Genomic DNA, 15,381 nt, shown 5'->3' with positions numbered 1-15,381 from the left:
TGCCCATCCACCGGCCCGAGCGCCAGAAGCCATCGGCACGTCTGACGGGACAGCGCATTTTTTGTCCGGTGCGCTCATCGCCATTTGCGGGTCTTGCCATCCGCTATCGTCCGCCTAGCGTGGCTGTGGATAAGTTTTCAGGAGAGGGCAGGATGGCGGATCAGGAAATGCGCGGCGTGCGGGTGGAGGCAAGGCTGGTTCCCTTCCCGCAGTCGATCAGTGCCGAGGCGCAGGCCAGCCTCGCGGCGCGCGTCAATCCCGATGGCAAGACACTGAACCTTGTCGATGATGTGCCAGCACCCGACGATCTTGTCGGCTGGGCGGCGATGAAGGCGCGGGTCGACGGGGTGATCCTCGACATGATGGCCCCCGCGCGGCCCTATCTGCGCGCAAGCGTAGAGACGATCTCGCTGGGCGGCGCCACGGTCTATGCGGCCACGCCCGAAGGCGCCGGGGCGGACGACCGTGCCTATCTCGATATCCATGGCGGCGGCCTCGTTTACGGCGCCGGCGAATCCTGCCTGCTCGGCGCGCAGATGCGCGCGGACCAGCACGGCGTGCGCTGTTATGCCGTCGATTACCGGATGCCGCCCGAACATCCCTATCCCGCCGCGCTCGACGATTGCCTCGCCGCCTACCGCGCGCTGCTCGATCGTTATGCCCCTGAAAACATCATCATCGGCGGCGCGTCGGCGGGTGGCAATCTTGCGGCTGCCACTGCGCTGCGCGCGCGGGACGAGGGGCTGCCGCTGCCTGCCGCGCTCGTGCTGCTCACCCCCGAACTCGATCTCACCGAATCCGGCGATACGTTCGAAACCAATCGCACCTTCGACGTTATCCTGCCCAAGCCGCTCCTGCCGCTGAACCGGCTCTATGCGGCGGGCCATCCGCTGGAGCACCCCTATCTCTCGCCGCTGTTCGGCGATTTCTCCAAGGGGTTTCCGCCCAGCTTCCTGCAGGCAGGAACGCGCGATCTCTTCCTCTCCAACACGGTGCGCATGCACCGTGCGCTCCGCCGCGCGGGCGTGCCGGCCGAACTCCATATTTTCGAAGGGATGCCCCATGGCGGCTTCATGGGCGCGCCCGAGGATATGGAGCTGGCCGCCGAAGTCAGCCGGTTCGTGGCCGCGCACTGGGGCGGCTGAGGCTCAGTCCGCGCGCGCCTTCACATACCGGCCGCGCAGCGGTTCGCCGGGGACGAGCGCACCGTCCTCGGCATCGCGCGTCAGCACCAGCTGCTCGAATGGCACTGGTGTTTCCGGGTTGTTGGTCTGTTGCTGCTCGACGATCAGCGTCACCACTTCGCCCTTGGCGGTCCAGCGCCCCTCGGCCAGCAGGTCGAGCGCGCCGACGACCAGATACCATTTGAAAACGCCGTCGGGCTGCAACAGCAGTTCCGATCCGGTTTCCATCATCCCGGTCAGATAATAATGGCCCGCCACGCCGGCCTCCGCGTCCGGGGGCACGGCGCCGGGGGCATCCTGCGCCCATGCAATTTGGGGCGGCGTAATAAGGGCCATCGCCGCTGCGGCCGTCCATGCAAACCTCTTGCTCATCGCGGCTGGATATCATGCGCGGTCGTCGCTGTCGCCTTTCGCAACGATCTAATCCGGATGGATGAAGCGCCGGGGTGAGTCGCGGCCTAGTCTGTCACCATCAACCGCTCCGGTGGGAGCGGCAGCAGGAACGGAGTGGAAATGACTGCAATGGCGGCAACGGAAAACGGCAAGAAGCTGCGCTACGCGGTGATCGGTGCGGGCATGGCCGGTATCCTCGCGGGTATCCGTCTCAAGGAACGTGGCGAAACCGATTTCGTCATCTTTGAAAAGGGTGATGGCCTTGGCGGCACCTGGCGCGACAATCACTATCCCGGCCTCACCTGCGACGTGCCGGCGCATGCCTATACATACAGCTTTGCGCCCAATCCCGAATGGAGCGCCTTTTACGCCACCGGCCCCGAAATCCGTGGCTATTTCAACGGCGTCGCCGAACAATATGGTGTGGTCCCGCACATCCGCTACAACAGCGAAGTCGTCGGCTGCGTCTATGACGATGCCACCCACCAGTGGGAAGTGACGATCGTCGACGGCTCAAAGCATGTCGTCGATGTCGTGATCGCCGCCTCGGGCGTGCTCCATCACCCCAAATATCCCGATATCGCCGGGCTCGACAGCTTTGAAGGCACCTGCCTCCACAGCGCGCGCTGGGACGACAGCGTCGAAACCGCGGGCAAGCGCGTCGGCGTCATCGGCTGCGGATCGACCGGTATCCAGATCGTCACCGCGCTTTCGGGGCATTCCGAACGCGTCGTCCATTTCCAGCGCTCGCCGCAATGGATCATGCCCGTCCCCTATTTCGAATATAGCGACGAGGATCGTCAGGCCTTCCGCGACGATGTCCAGAAGATCGACGATATCCGTTATGGCGACGATTACTGGTCGGGCATCCGCCGCTTCACCAAGGCGGTCACCGATGTCGACGGCCCCGAAATGAAGGAAATCGAAGCGGTCGTCCTGCGCAATCTGGAAGACAGCATCCGCGATCCCGAACTGCGCGAAAAGCTGCGCCCCAATTACCGCGCGGCGTGCAAGCGGCTCATCTATTCGTGGAGCTATTACGACGCGGTCCAGCATCCCTCGGTCTTCGTCGAAACCGGCGGCATCGAACGGGTCGAGCCGAACGGCGTCCGCATGAAGGATGGCAGCTTCCACGAACTCGACATCCTCGTGCTCGCCACCGGCTTCCATGCCGATCGCTTCATCCGCCCGGCCACCGTCACGGGCCGCGCGGGCGCGTCGCTCGACGATGCATGGAGCCGTCGTCCGACCGCCTATCTCGCGGTCAGCATTCCCGGCTTCCCGAACTTCTTCATGCTCAATGGCCCCACCGGTCCGGTCGGCAACTTCTCGCTCATCGATATCGCCGAGCGCCAATGGGGCTATGTCGATCAACTGATCGATCAGCTGCGCAGCGGCACGCACCGCGCGGTCGAGCCGAGCCAGGCGGCGATGGATGACTATGAAGCGCGCCGGATCGACGCGGCCAAGCGCACGATCTTCGGTTCGGGCTGCACCAGCTGGTATCTCGATGCAGAAGGCGTTCCCGCCAGCTGGCCGTGGAGCTACGAAGCCTTTTCCGAGGCGATGGATGCCCCCAAGCTTGAGGATTATCTGCTCCACGCCTGATCGTGAGCGCGTAATGCCGAAATGAAAACGGGCCGGTCGCATCAAACGACCGGCCCGTTTTTCTTTGGGGTTTCAGACGTGTTCTATTCGATCACAGCGGGGTGGAACCGGTGCGGTTCGCCCAGCATGGTGGCAAACGAGGGCGGCTGACGGCCGTCGGCCTCGGTGATCCCGAACTCCATCGCCAGATCGGCGGTGTAATAGGCGTTGCCCGACATCTCCATGCGCTTGTCCGATTGTGCGACGGCCGCGATCACATGGCCCTGTAATTCGGTGGTCTCGGCATTTTCGAACATCGCGCCGTACACATCGGGGCGTTCGCGCGCGCTGATTTCGAGGCGTTCGGTCCGCATCGGGCCCGGCCAGATCGAAACGCACGCCACATCGAACGGACGGAAATCGCGCGCCATGTCGAACATCATCTTGTCGAGCCCGGCCTTTTGCGCGCCATAAGCGGGGCCGTGCATATAGCACTGCGCGCCCGGCGAAGAGATCGCGACGACAAGCCCGGCCTTCGATTTGAGCAGCAGCGGTGCCGCGATCCGCGTCGCCTGATAGGCCGAACGCAGGCCGACATCGAGGATATCGACCATATCGTCGGACTTTTCCCAGAACGGGCCCGATTTCACCAGATCGTCCGACAGCGCGGTCGCCGAATGGACAAGGATGTCGATCCGGCCGCATTCCTTCTCGATCCGCTCGAACAGCGCGGCCACCGAGGCGTCGTCGCCGTGGTCCACGGCCACTGCAATGCCTTCGCCGCCTGCTGCCGTCACGGCCTCGGCGGTCGCGCCGACGGTGCCGGGCAGGGGCAGGGCGGTGTCGTCCACCGAACGGCCGGTCACATATACCCGCGCGCCCGCAGCGCCCAGCGCAACGGCAATTCCCTTGCCGGCGCCGCGGCTGGCGCCGGTCACAACGGCTATGATATCCCTCATGCTATCATCCTCTCCTCGGGGGCTTTGGTGTCGCCCTAACGCATTCCGCTAAGATACTAGCCATGATTTTATCAAACGCATTTCCTTTTTTGATTTTGACTGCGCAAACCTCTTGCCATCCACGTCGATGGGCCTAGCCTGCGCGCAAAATAGAGGGGAGAGGCCCATGCGTGGAATCAAGGGGCGCGCCGCCGTCGTTACCGGCGCTGGCGATGGGATCGGCCGGGGCGTGGCCATCCGTCTGGCCGAAGAAGGCGCCCGTGTGCTGGTGGCCGATATCAACTTCGAAAATGCACAGGCCGTGGCCGATCATATCCGCGCACAGGGCGGCGAGGCCGAACCCTGCCGCGCCGATGTCAGCCAGCGCGATCAGGTCGAGGCGATGGTCGATTCCGCGCTCACCCGGTTCGGCAGCGCCGATATTCTCGTGAACAACGCCTGGGGCGGCGGCACGACCAAGCGGCTGAAGGACAAGACCGACGCGGATTTCCTGCGCGGCTTCACGATGAGCGTCAGCGCCGCGCACTGGGCCATGCTGCGGGCCTTCCCGTCGATGAAGGAACGTGGTTGGGGCCGCATCGTCAGCATGTGTTCGCTGAACGGCGTTAACGCGCATCTCTATACCGCCGAATATAATGTCGGGAAGGAAGCGCTCCGTGCGCTCACTCGCACCGCCGCGCGCGAATGGGCGCCGTTCGGCATCTGCGCCAATATCGTCTGCCCCGGCGCGAAAAGCGCGGCCTATGCGCGCTTCGAGCAGGCCAATCCGCAGGCGGCCGCGCTGGTCGCGGGGCAGAATCCGATGGGCTGGGTCGGCGATCCGCTCGACGATATCGCCCCCGTCGTCGCCTTCCTCGCCAGCGACGATTGCCGCTACATGACCGGCAACACGCTGTTCGTCGATGGCGGCTCGCACATCAATGGCGTCGCCTGGGCACCCCAGCTGCCCGACGAGGATAAGGGCTGACCGCCCGTCCACCGATCAATCGCAATCCAGTTAACGAATGAGGATGACCATGGAATTCAAGGGTAAGGCCGTACTTGTCACCGGCGGCGCGTCGGGCATCGGCTATGCAACGGCGGATCAGTTCGCGGCCAAGGGCGCCGATGTCGTCATCGCCGACGTCAATCAGGCGGGGCTCACGGAAGCCGCTGCCAAGCTCAGCGCGCAGCATGGGCGCACCGTCCACGCGGTCGTCTGCGACGCGTCGGATGCCGATTCCTGCACCAATCTGGTGAACGAAGCCGTTCGCCTGCTCGGCAAGCTCGATATCCTGTGCAACATCGCGGGCATCCTCGCTAACGGCCCGACCGAAAATTTTGCCGATGAAACCTGGCTCAAGGTGCTCTCGGTCAATCTCAACGGCCCCTTCTTCCTCAGCAAGCGCGCGCTGCCGCACCTGCTCGAAACCCAGGGCTGCATCGTCAACGTCGCGTCGACCGCAGGGCTCGTTGGCGTGCCTTATGGCGCGGCGTACAGCGCGTCCAAGTCGGGCGTCATCGGGCTTACCAAGGCGATGGCCGCCGAATATTCGCGCAAGGGCGTCCGCGTGAACGCGATCTGCCCCGGCCATGTCATCACGCCGATGACGTCGAAAGGCGGCGATTTCGGTCCCGACACCGATATGGATCTGATTTACAAGCTCTTCCCGCTCACCCAGCGCGGGTCGGAACCTTCCGAAATGGCCGATGCCATCATCTTCCTCGCCGGCGCGGTGAACGCCACCGGCACGATCCTGACCGTGGACGGCGGCCAGACGGCGATCTGATCGTCCGGCGCGTGCGCGGGGGTGGCCCGCGTACGCGTCGCCGATGCGGTCGGTTGTATTCCTGCTTTGGCTGCCGGTAATATGGTTGCCAACACAATCTTTCCTGCAGGAATCACGATGTCCGCAAACCGCATCAGCGCGCCGGTGGCTGCGCTTTTCGAACAGATGAACCTTCGCTACGCGCCGCCCGCAGGCGCGGGGCTTCCCACTGTCTCGCCCGGCACGGGGGAGGAACTGGCCCGGCTTCCGCTCACCGATATGGCTGAGGCCGACGCCGTGATCGCCCGGGCACAGGCGGCGTTTCTTGCCTGGCGCGCGGTGCCCGCGCCGGTGCGCGGCCAGCTTGTGCGTCTCTACGGCGATCTGCTGCGCACCTACAAGGAACCGCTCGCGCGCCTCCTCAGCATGGAATGCGGCAAGATCCTGACCGAGGCGCGCGGCGAGGTTCAGGAAGTCATCGACATATGCGAATTCGCCACCGGGCTTTCGCGCCAGCTCCACGGCCTGTCGATCGCGACCGAACGTCCCGGCCACAAACTGCTCGAAACCTGGCACCCCATGGGCGTGTTCGGCCAGATCACCGCGTTCAATTTTCCCGCCGCCGTCTGGGCCTGGGGCACGATGGTCGCGCTCGTCTGCGGCAATTCGGCGGTGTGGAAGCCGTCTGAAAAGACCCCGCTTACAGCACTCGCCTGCACGCTGCTCTTCGAACGCGCGGCGGCCGAATTCGGTCAGGCGCCCGATCATCTGGTGCAGCTGCTGATCGGCGGCGCCGATCTCGGCGTCCTGCTGGCGGAGGATGCGCGCATCCCCGTGCTCAGCGCCACCGGCAGCACGCGCATGGGCCGCGATGTCGCGGTGCGCGTCGCGGGGCGTTTCGGCCGCGCGATCCTTGAACTCGGCGGCAACAACGCGGCGATCGTCACGCCCTCGGCCGATCTCGATCTCGCGCTGCGCGGCATCGTCTTTTCGGCGGCGGGCACGGCGGGGCAACGCTGCACCACGCTGCGCCGCCTGATCGTCCATGACAGCATCCGTGACGATCTTGTCGCGCGGCTTAAATCGGCGCTTGGTTCGCTCGTCACCGGCGATCCGCTCGACGAGGCAAACCATGTCGGCCCGCTTATCGACGAGGCGGCGTTCACAGCGATGCAGGCAGCGCTGGCGGCGGCGCGCGAACAGGGCGGCACGGTCTGGGGCGGCGAACGCGCAGCCGGGCCCGATGGCTGTTTCTATGTCCGTCCCGCGCTCGTCGAAATGCCGGGGCAGACCGAGATCGTGCGCGCGGAAACCTTCGCCCCCATCCTCTATGTTATCTCCTACAGCGATTTCGATCAGGCGATTGCGCTTCAGAACGGCGTGCCGCAGGGCCTGTCCTCGGCAGTGTTCACGCGCGATCTGCGCGAGGCGGAGCTTTTCCAGTCGGCGCTGGGCAGCGATTGCGGCATCGCCAATGTCAATATCGGCACCAGTGGCGCCGAAATCGGCGGCGCGTTCGGCGGTGAAAAGGCCACCGGCGGGGGCCGCGCCTCGGGGTCGGATACGTGGAAGGCCTATATGCGCCGCGCGACCAACACGATCAATTATTCGAACGATCTGCCGCTCGCGCAGGGGGTGAAGTTCGATATCGGTTGATTTTCCGGGTTAAGGGCCGAGGATCAATGGGTTGGACAAATTGTCCGATGGGGCGGTTCGGCTTGACGATCCGTCCCATCCGGACCCATGCTCCGGCACAGACCTTCCCTTTTCAGCTGATGCAAAACGCCATGACCGATCCCAATCCCGATTCAACCCAGTGGCCGCGGCTCGATCCCGTCCGCACCGGTATCCGCGGGCGCTGCCCGCGCTGTGGGGAAGGGGCGTTGTTCGACGGCTTTCTGAAGCTGCGCGACAAGTGCGACCATTGCGGCCTCAGCTATGCTTTCGCCGATCCCGCCGATGGTCCGGCCTTTTTCGTCATCTGCTTCGGCTGCGTCCCTGCTGTCACCTTCGCGCTGCTGCTCGAAATCTTTGTGGCGCCGCCCTTCTGGGTGCACCTGGTGACCTCGCTGCCCTTCCTGCTGGTCACCTGCACGCTGCCGCTCCGCCCGCTCAAGGGCTGGCTCGTCTGCAGCCAGTTCTTCTACAAGGCGCGCGAGGCAAGGCTGATCAAACCCGATGCGGATAAGGGCGGCCAGCCGCCAGCTTAGTCGGTCTCTTTGCCGCCGGAGTGAGCCGGGGCGACGATGCATTGGCACCGCCGCCCCCGATATCATGCCTTTAGAAGCGGGCGCGGATGCCCGCATAGATGCTCCGCCCCAGCGTTCCGTAATTGGCGGCGGTCTCATACCGTTCGTCGAACAGGTTCTCGACGCGGGCGAACAGCCGCATCTGCGGTGCCACGGTCACTTCGGCGCGCAGGTCGACCAGCGTGTAATCGTCGAGCTTCACCTGGTTCAGGACATCGTCATAGGACTTGCCCGCCCAGCGCAGCGCCGCGCCCGTTTCCAGCCCGAACGGCCAGGAATAGGTAATCGCCGCATTGGCGGTCTGGCGCGGGCGGCGGTTGAGCCACTTGCCATAGGTTGCGCCGTCGGTGCGGTTCTCGGCCTCCACCCAGGTATAGTTGCCGGTGAAATCGAGCCGTTCGGCGATCTTGGCGGCGGCCGCCAGTTCGACACCGCGCGCCTTGGTGCGGCCGATATTGGCGTAATAGCCGAAACGCGGGGTCGTCGTGCCGGGCACCACGCACAGCGGATCGCCGCTCACGCCAAAGCACGACATATAGCCGATCTCGTCGCGCGCGCTGCGTTCGAACCAGGTCGCGCCCAGCACCAGCCGATCGCCTAGCAGATGCTGTTCCACGCCCGCTTCCCAGCCCTTGGCCTGTTCGGGGGCAAGCTCCGCATTCCCATATTCGGAAAGCAACTGGTACAAGGTCGGCGCCTTGAAGCCTTCGCCATAGCTGGCGCGCAGGATCGTGCCGGTTTCAAGCGACCATGCCGCCCCCGCCGAGAACAGCGTCTTGCCACCAAAGCTGCTGTGATCGTCATGGCGCACGCCGCCGCTCAGTACGAGGCCCTTCAGCACCTCGCCCGAAAGCTGGCCGTAGAAACTGGTGATATCGGCCTTGCCGCCGTCGTTCGACCAGGGCGGGGAAGCGGACTGGAAGCGCGATTTCTCATGCTCCGCGCCAAAGGTCGCGAACCAGCCCTGCGCGATGTCGAGTGTCCCCTGATATTCGAAGCGTTCGTTGCGGCCTTCGGCCTCGAACGTCTTGGCACCGCCCAGCGCGGGATCGAAATTGTCGCGGTCGATCTCGGTTCGGCCATAGCCGATCCGGTTCTTGAGCTTGCCGTTGAACAGCGCGACGTTGAGGCCCGCATAGCCGGAAAACTCGTCGGTAATGCCATATTCGGCGGTGTCGGCGGGAAGGAAGCTGACCGGATCGAACCCGTCGAGGTCGGCGCGCCCGCGCGACCAATAGGCGCGCAGGTCCGCGCTCACATTATCCGCCAGCGCCACTTCGACGCGGCCGTTGAGCCCGACATTGCGAAAGCCGTCGGCTTCCTTGCCGTCCTTCAATACGGAGATGCCGTCGGTGGTGAAGGCATGGCCGCCAACGCGCCAGCGCACCGGCCCGGTCGTGCCGCCAATCCCTGCGCGCGCGTTCAGCGTCTCTCGCGATCCGGCCTCCAGGTCGATCGTCGCCCCCAGCGGCCCTTCGGGGGCTGCCGTCACGATGTTGACGACGCCGCCAATTGCCTGGCTCCCCCACAGGATCGATTGCGGCCCGCGCAGCACCTCGATCCGGTCGATATCGCCCACCAGCATATTGCCGAAATTATAACCGCCGCCGGGGGAGGAGGGGTCGTTGATCTTCACCCCGTCGATCACGACGACGGTCTGGTCGGTCTCCGCCCCGCGGATGCGCAGCGAGGTCGATGTGCCGTAACCGCCATTGCGCGTCATCGAGATGCCGGGCGTGCGGACGAGCAATTCGGTCACGCCCATGTCCTGCGTGCGGTCGATCGCCTGCTTGTCGAGCACGGTGATCGATGCGGCGATCCGGTCGAGCGACAGCGGCGTGCGCGTTGCGGTGACGATGATCGTTTCGGGCGAAAGCGTCGTCGCGTCGGGCGCGGCAAGCGCCGGCGCGGATGGTATCGCGAGCGCGGCGGCGGAAATCATCAAAATGCGTTTCGTCATATGGCAAACCCCAATAAACCCTTGGTTGCCATGGCTGGAGCAGGCGGAATCGGGCCTCTGGCGACGCACGACCGCGCCCGTGCCAGCGCACGGCCACGATGTCGTCGCTCGGGGAATGACCCGCTCGCCCAGCGCACCCTGGCCCGGCGAAGGACGACCGCGACGGGCAGGTCTCCTGGCTCGCGGGTCATGGCCGAATGCATCGCCTTCTCGGGAACAGTCCCAATGGCCCGTGATGCGTCGGCTCGCCGCTTACAGTTGCAGGGGCAGCCGGGGATCTTCACCCCGTTCCCTTTTCATCCCCGGTGCCGGGGAACCTGTCGCGCGGCGGCGGATAGGCGGGGTCGGGGCGGGGGTCAAGCATGGCTCAGCGCCATCGGCACGATCAGCCGGTGCCCGGCGACATCACCGGTCCACGCTTCGACGCCGTAAACCTGTCGCAACAGCGCATCGGTCAGCACCTGTTCGGGCGTGCCGTCGGCGGCGATCCGCCCCGCGTTGATCAGCACCAGCCGGTCGCAGTACCGCGCCGCCAGTGTCAGGTCGTGCAGCACCGCGATCACCAGCGCGCCGCCATGCGCCTGCGCTGCCAGCAGGTCCATCACCTGCAATTGATGGCCGGGGTCGAGCGCGCTCAGCGGCTCGTCGGCGATCAGCACGGGCGCCTCCACCGCCAGCGCGCGCGCCAGCATCGCGCGGGCGCGCTCGCCGCCCGAAAGCTCGGTCGCCACGCGGTTGGCAAGCGCGGTGACATCGGCGCGTTCCATCGCGCGGTCGATCGCGGCAAGATCTTCGGCGCGCGGCTTCGAAAAGGGCGCCAGATGCGGCAGGCGGCCCAGCCCCACCATCCGCTCGACGGTCAGCGGCCAGTGCAGCGTCTGGCCCTGCGGCAGATAGGCGATCGTCCGCGCCAGCGTCTCGCGCGGCATCGTGTCGATCCGCCGCCCGTCGATCGTCACTTGGCCGGCGCGCGGGCGCACCAGGTTCAGCACCGCGCGCGCCAGCGTCGATTTGCCCGCGCCATTGGGGCCGATGATCCCGATCATCGCGCCGCTTTCGAACCGCGCGTCGATCCCGTGCAGCACCGCGCGGCCACCCAGTTCGACGGCCAGCCCCTCGATCTCTAGCATCACCATAGCCGCCTCTCCTTGATCAGGTGGAACAGGAAGATCGGAACCCCCAGAAAGGCGGTCACCACGCCCAGCTTCAACTGGCTCGATGTCGGGATCAGCCGCACCATGATGTCGGCCAGCGTCAACAGCGCCGCGCCGCCCAGCGCCGATGGCCACAGCACCGCGCTCGGGCTGCGGTCGGTGAGCGGGCGGATAAGGTGCGGCACGATCAGCCCGATAAAACCGATCGCGCCCGACACCGCGACCGCGCCGCCCACGCCGACGGCAACCCCTGCCAGCAGGCGCAACCGCGTCCGCTTCAGGTCGACGCCCAGCGCGCGCGCGCCGTCCTCGCCCAGCGTCAGCGCGTCGAGCGCGCGGCCGTTCCACAGCAGCAGCGCCATGCCGATGCTGATGCAGGGCAGCGCAATCCAGACATGCTGGAACGATCGGTCCTCCAGCGCACCCATCAGCCAGTTGGTGATCTCCATCGCGGCAAAGGGGTTGGGGGACAGGTTGAGCGCAAGGCTCACCCCCGCGGTCGCCAGCGTGCTGATCGCGATCCCGGCCAGGATCAGCGTCAACGGGCTTTCGGATCGCGCCGCCAGCAGGAAGAGCGGCACCAGCCCGATCATCGCGCCCGCCACGGCAAAGCCCGGCAACAGGATCGGGCTGATCATCGCAAAGCCGAAATACAGCGCGATCACCGCGCCCAGCGAGGCGGCGGTCGATGCGCCCAGCACCGATGGTTCGGCCAGCGGATTGCGCAGATAACCCTGCAGCGCGGCGCCCGCCGTGCCGAGTACCGCGCCGACGAGCAGCGCGAGGATCGTGCGCGGCACACGCAGTTCGAACAATATCGTGCGCGCAATCGGGTCGTCCGCGCCGCGTAACGTGTCGGCCATCCGCGTCAGGCTCAGCGGGGCAGGGCCGATGGCGAGCGACCCCATGGCGGCGATCAGCGTGATGAGCGCCAGCACCCCGATCAGCATCGGTCGGCTCACCGCGCCCATCGACGGGGCTCCCCAAGGTTGAATCCGGCGACGATCCGCGCCATGCCGGGCGCGCGCTTATTCCGGAAAGGCCGCGTTTCGTGTTTCAGTCTCTCGCCGCGCTGTTCGCCTCGCTGCTCGCCCTGATCGGGCTGGGGCCGTCGGCCGAGCGCGCGGCGCAGCCCGTGGGCGTCACCGCGCCGGCGTATCCTTTGCGCGTCGTGTCGCTCAACATGTGCGCCGATCAATATCTGATCGAACTTGCCGATCGCCGTCAGATCGCTGCGCTCTCCGAATATGCACGCGATCCCAAAATGTCCTTCCATGCGCGCGCGGCGGCTGCTTATCCGGTGTCGGCAGGCAGCGCGGAGGAGCTTCTGGCGCTTCAGCCCGATCTCATCATCGGCAGCGACTATCAGCGCGCGGGGGTCGAGGCGCTTTTTCGCAACCATCCGGTTGCCTTTGTCGAATTCGGGCTCGCCAATTCGCAAGCCGAAATGATCGCGCAGGCGCGCAGCGTCGCCGCCGCGCTCGGCCAGCAGGCACGCGGCGAAGATCTCGTCCGCCGCCTCGGCGTAGTGGGGGCGGTGCAGGCGGGTACGGCCCGCCCGGTCGTCGCTTATTATCAGCGGCGTGGTTTCCTCACCGGCACGGGCACGCTCGTCGACGATATCCTGACGCGCGCCGGCGCCGACAATCTCGCCCGGCGGCTGAACAAGCCGATGCTCGCCCAGCTCTCGCTCGAGGAAATGGTTGCCGCACGGCCCGATTTCCTGCTGGTCGATGCCGAAACCGCGCAGGTCGCCGATCAGGGCACCGAAATGCTCCATCACCCGGCGCTGCGCGTCATTCCCCGGCTCAGCCTGTCTGAAGCGCTCACCGTGTGCGGTGGGCCTTCCTATCCGCTGGCGGTGGAAAATCTGCGTCGGCAGATCGCGGCGGCCGCCGCTTCCTGAAATAAAGTGAGCAGTATCGGCTGCCCGGCATTCCCGCATTGGCGTCTCCAGATCGGCGTCGCCCAGACGGAATACCGTGCCGCGACCATTCCCTGGGCCGGGCAAGAGCGACAGGCGCCGGTCGGTCTCCTGGCTCGCGGGTCGTCGCCCGGCTGCCCCTTCCCGGATCGTGGAGGATCCAGTGGGCGCGAAGGTTTTTCGCCTTCGCATGCATGCCGCGCTCGCCGCTTACAGTTACAGGGCTAGCCTCAGAATCGGGCGGCGTGCCGCCCTCACTGCGTTCCCGGTACCGGCGCTGTTCGCGCCCGCTCTATGACATGGCACGCGCCGCGCCAAGCGCGATTGCGTATAATGGGCGTGGTTGATGCGTTGATCCCCTGGCGTGATTTCGCCTAAGGGCTGATCATTATTCATTTATTGCCCAGGAGAGGCTTGTGGCTGATCGAAATTTGCATCCTGAAACGCTTGCGCTCCATGCCGGCTGGCGCGCCGATCCGTCGACGGGTGCGGTGGCACCGCCGATCTACCAGACGACCTCCTATCAGTTCCGCGACGCCGAACATGCGGCCAACCTCTTCTCGCTCAAGGAACTGGGCAATATCTACACCCGTCTGGGCAACCCGACGACCGCGATCCTCGAAGATCGGATGACCGCGATCGAGGGGGGCGCCGCGGCGCTTGCGGTAGCCTCGGGGCAGGCGGCCTCGGCCTTCGCCATCCAGAATCTGGCGCGCTCGGGCGACAATATCGTCAGTTCCACTGATCTTTACGGCGGCACCTGGAACCTCTTCGCCAACACCTTCCGCGATCTTGGGATCGAGGTGCGCTTCGTCGATCCCGCCGATCCCGAAGCCTTTGCCCGCGCCACCGATGATCGTACCCGCGCCTATTACGCCGAAACGCTCCCCAATCCAAAGCTCAGCGTCTTTCCGATCGCCGAGGTCGCCGCAATCGGCCGTCGCTTCGGTATCCCGCTGATCATGGACAACACCTCAGCGCCGCTGCTCTGCCGTCCCTTCGATCACGGCGCCGCGATCACCGTCTATTCGACCACCAAGTTCATCGGTGGGCACGGCACTTCGATCGGCGGTCTCATCGTCGATGGCGGCAATTTCGACTGGGGGGCGCACCCCGATCGCCAGCCGATGCTAAACACCCCCGATCCCAGCTATCACGGCGCGGTGTGGAGCGAGGCGGCAAAGCCGCTCGGCCCCATCGCCTATATCCTGCGCGCGCGCGTCATCCTGCTGCGCGATCTTGGTGCCGCGCTCTCGCCGTTCAACGCGTTCCAGATCCTGCAGGGTCTGGAAACGCTGCCGCTGCGCATGCCGCGTCATGCATCGAATGCCGAGGCGGTTGCCCGCTTCCTCAGCGCTCGCAGCGATGTCACCCGCGTCATCCACCCCTCGCTGCAGACGGGGGTGCAGCGCGAACGCGCCGATCGCTATCTGAAGGGCGGCATGGGCGGCCTGCTCGGTTTCGAACTGGCCGGCGGCATGGAGGCCGGGCGCAAGTTCATCGACGCGCTCCAGCTCTTCTATCACGTCGCCAATATCGGCGATGCGCGCAGCCTTGCCATCCATCCGGCATCGACCACCCATTCGCAGCTTTCCGCCGACGAACAGGCATCGACCGGCGTCTCGCCCGGCTATGTCCGTCTCTCGGTCGGGCTTGAGCATATCGACGATATCCTCGCGGATCTCGCCCAGGCGCTCGACGCCGCGCAATAAGGCCGATCGGCCGCCCTTTTCGTGTCAGACGGGAAGGGCGGTCGTCCGCTTCACTTCTTCCAGCACCGCATAGGTCCGCGTTTCGCGCACCCCCGGCATGGTCGCGATCGCGTTGCCCAGAAACGCGCGGTAGGCGGTCATGTCGGCCACGCGCACCTTCAGCAGATAATCAAAGCCCCCCGCCACCATGTGGCATTCCAGCACGTCGGGGACCTCGCGCACATGCGCGGCAAAGGCGGTGAACACGTCGTCGGTCGTCCGGTCGAGCAGGATCTCGACATAGATCAGCATCGCGCGATCAAGCTTGGCGGGGTTGAGCTGCGCGGTGAATCCCAGAATCACGTCGCGTTCGCGCAGCCGCTTCACCCGGTCGAAACAAGCCGCTGGCGATAATCCGCAACGTCGGGCAAGCTCCTGGTTCGTGATCCGCCCGTCTTCCTGCAACACACGCAGCAATCGGCGGTCCGTTGCGTCCAGTGATGATTTTTCGGATTTGTCGCTCAATTTCGAT

14 protein-coding genes and 2 riboswitches are annotated in these 15,381 nt (G+C 65.6%); of the genes, 8 read left to right on the top strand and 6 right to left on the bottom strand.

Annotated elements, in window-relative coordinates; all coding sequences use genetic code 11:
* Positions 1-152 precede the first annotated feature (152 nt).
* Positions 153-1,145 (top strand): alpha/beta hydrolase fold domain-containing protein, encoded by a 993-nt coding sequence (locus QYC26_RS04660; protein WP_317514230.1) that lies wholly within the window; start codon positions 153-155, stop codon positions 1,143-1,145.
* 3 nt (positions 1,146-1,148) lie between these two features.
* Here the strand turns inward: QYC26_RS04660 and QYC26_RS04655 are convergent, their stop codons facing one another.
* Positions 1,149-1,556, bottom strand: coding sequence for a hypothetical protein (locus tag QYC26_RS04655; protein ID WP_317514229.1), 408 nt, complete (start codon positions 1,554-1,556; stop codon positions 1,149-1,151).
* A 141-nt stretch (positions 1,557-1,697) separates the two neighbouring features.
* Between QYC26_RS04655 and QYC26_RS04650 the strand changes: the two genes are divergently transcribed.
* On the top strand, positions 1,698-3,185 hold the full coding sequence (locus QYC26_RS04650) for an NAD(P)/FAD-dependent oxidoreductase (protein WP_317514228.1): 1,488 nt from the start codon (positions 1,698-1,700) through the stop codon (positions 3,183-3,185).
* Positions 3,186-3,268: 83 nt separating this feature from the next.
* Here the strand turns inward: QYC26_RS04650 and QYC26_RS04645 are convergent, their stop codons facing one another.
* Entirely contained in the window at positions 3,269-4,123 is an 855-nt protein-coding gene (locus tag QYC26_RS04645) for an SDR family NAD(P)-dependent oxidoreductase (RefSeq protein WP_317514227.1), read from the bottom strand.
* 166 nt (positions 4,124-4,289) lie between these two features.
* Here QYC26_RS04645 and QYC26_RS04640 point away from each other — a divergent pair, with 166 nt between their 5' ends.
* The 4 genes from QYC26_RS04640 (at position 4,290) to QYC26_RS04625 (ending at position 8,081) form a co-directional block, all read left to right on the top strand.
* On the top strand, positions 4,290-5,090 hold the full coding sequence (locus QYC26_RS04640; protein WP_317514226.1) for an SDR family oxidoreductase: 801 nt from the start codon (positions 4,290-4,292) through the stop codon (positions 5,088-5,090).
* A 43-nt stretch (positions 5,091-5,133) separates the two neighbouring features.
* Positions 5,134-5,892, top strand: a complete 759-nt coding sequence (locus QYC26_RS04635) for an SDR family NAD(P)-dependent oxidoreductase (RefSeq protein ID WP_317514225.1) — start codon at positions 5,134-5,136, stop codon at positions 5,890-5,892.
* A 117-nt stretch (positions 5,893-6,009) separates the two neighbouring features.
* Positions 6,010-7,527, top strand: coding sequence for an aldehyde dehydrogenase family protein (locus QYC26_RS04630; RefSeq protein WP_317514224.1), 1,518 nt, complete (start codon positions 6,010-6,012; stop codon positions 7,525-7,527).
* 131 nt (positions 7,528-7,658) lie between these two features.
* Positions 7,659-8,081, top strand: coding sequence for a DUF983 domain-containing protein (locus QYC26_RS04625; RefSeq protein ID WP_317514223.1), 423 nt, complete (start codon positions 7,659-7,661; stop codon positions 8,079-8,081).
* 70 nt (positions 8,082-8,151) lie between these two features.
* Here QYC26_RS04625 and QYC26_RS04620 read toward each other — a convergent pair whose 3' ends face one another.
* The 3 genes from QYC26_RS04620 to QYC26_RS04610 form a co-directional block, all read right to left on the bottom strand.
* Positions 8,152-10,080 (bottom strand): TonB-dependent receptor plug domain-containing protein, encoded by a 1,929-nt coding sequence (locus QYC26_RS04620; protein WP_317514222.1) that lies wholly within the window; start codon positions 10,078-10,080, stop codon positions 8,152-8,154.
* Positions 10,081-10,227: 147 nt separating this feature from the next.
* Positions 10,228-10,416, bottom strand: a riboswitch (cobalamin riboswitch).
* 20 nt (positions 10,417-10,436) lie between these two features.
* A complete protein-coding gene (locus QYC26_RS04615; RefSeq protein WP_317514221.1) occupies positions 10,437-11,216 on the bottom strand; it encodes an ABC transporter ATP-binding protein in 780 nt (259 codons plus the stop codon).
* Complete coding sequence (locus tag QYC26_RS04610; protein ID WP_317514220.1) at positions 11,210-12,205, bottom strand: iron ABC transporter permease; 996 nt, start codon at positions 12,203-12,205, stop codon at positions 11,210-11,212. Before QYC26_RS04610 ends, QYC26_RS04615 begins: the two co-directional genes overlap by 7 nt.
* 80 nt (positions 12,206-12,285) lie before the next feature.
* On the opposite strand from QYC26_RS04610, the gene QYC26_RS04605 reads away from it, so the two are divergent.
* Positions 12,286-13,140 (top strand): ABC transporter substrate-binding protein, encoded by an 855-nt coding sequence (locus tag QYC26_RS04605; protein WP_317514219.1) that lies wholly within the window; start codon positions 12,286-12,288, stop codon positions 13,138-13,140.
* 101 nt (positions 13,141-13,241) lie between these two features.
* Positions 13,242-13,464: riboswitch (cobalamin riboswitch) on the bottom strand.
* A gap of 110 nt (positions 13,465-13,574) precedes the next feature.
* On the top strand, positions 13,575-14,870 hold the full coding sequence (locus QYC26_RS04600) for an O-acetylhomoserine aminocarboxypropyltransferase/cysteine synthase family protein (RefSeq protein ID WP_317514218.1): 1,296 nt from the start codon (positions 13,575-13,577) through the stop codon (positions 14,868-14,870).
* Between the two features lie 24 nt (positions 14,871-14,894).
* On the opposite strand, the gene QYC26_RS04595 is transcribed toward QYC26_RS04600, so the two are convergent.
* The gene (locus QYC26_RS04595; protein WP_317514217.1) at positions 14,895-15,374 is read right to left on the bottom strand and encodes an Lrp/AsnC ligand binding domain-containing protein; all 480 of its coding nucleotides are present in this window, start codon (positions 15,372-15,374) and stop codon (positions 14,895-14,897) included.
* Positions 15,375-15,381 lie beyond the last annotated feature (7 nt).

The sequence above is a fragment of the Sphingomonas sp. C3-2 genome (genome assembly GCF_033025475.1).
Taxonomy (GTDB): Bacteria; Pseudomonadota; Alphaproteobacteria; order Sphingomonadales; family Sphingomonadaceae; genus Sphingobium_A.
Note: the sequence above shows the minus strand (reverse complement) of the source record. Positions and strands in the feature narration are given on the sequence as shown.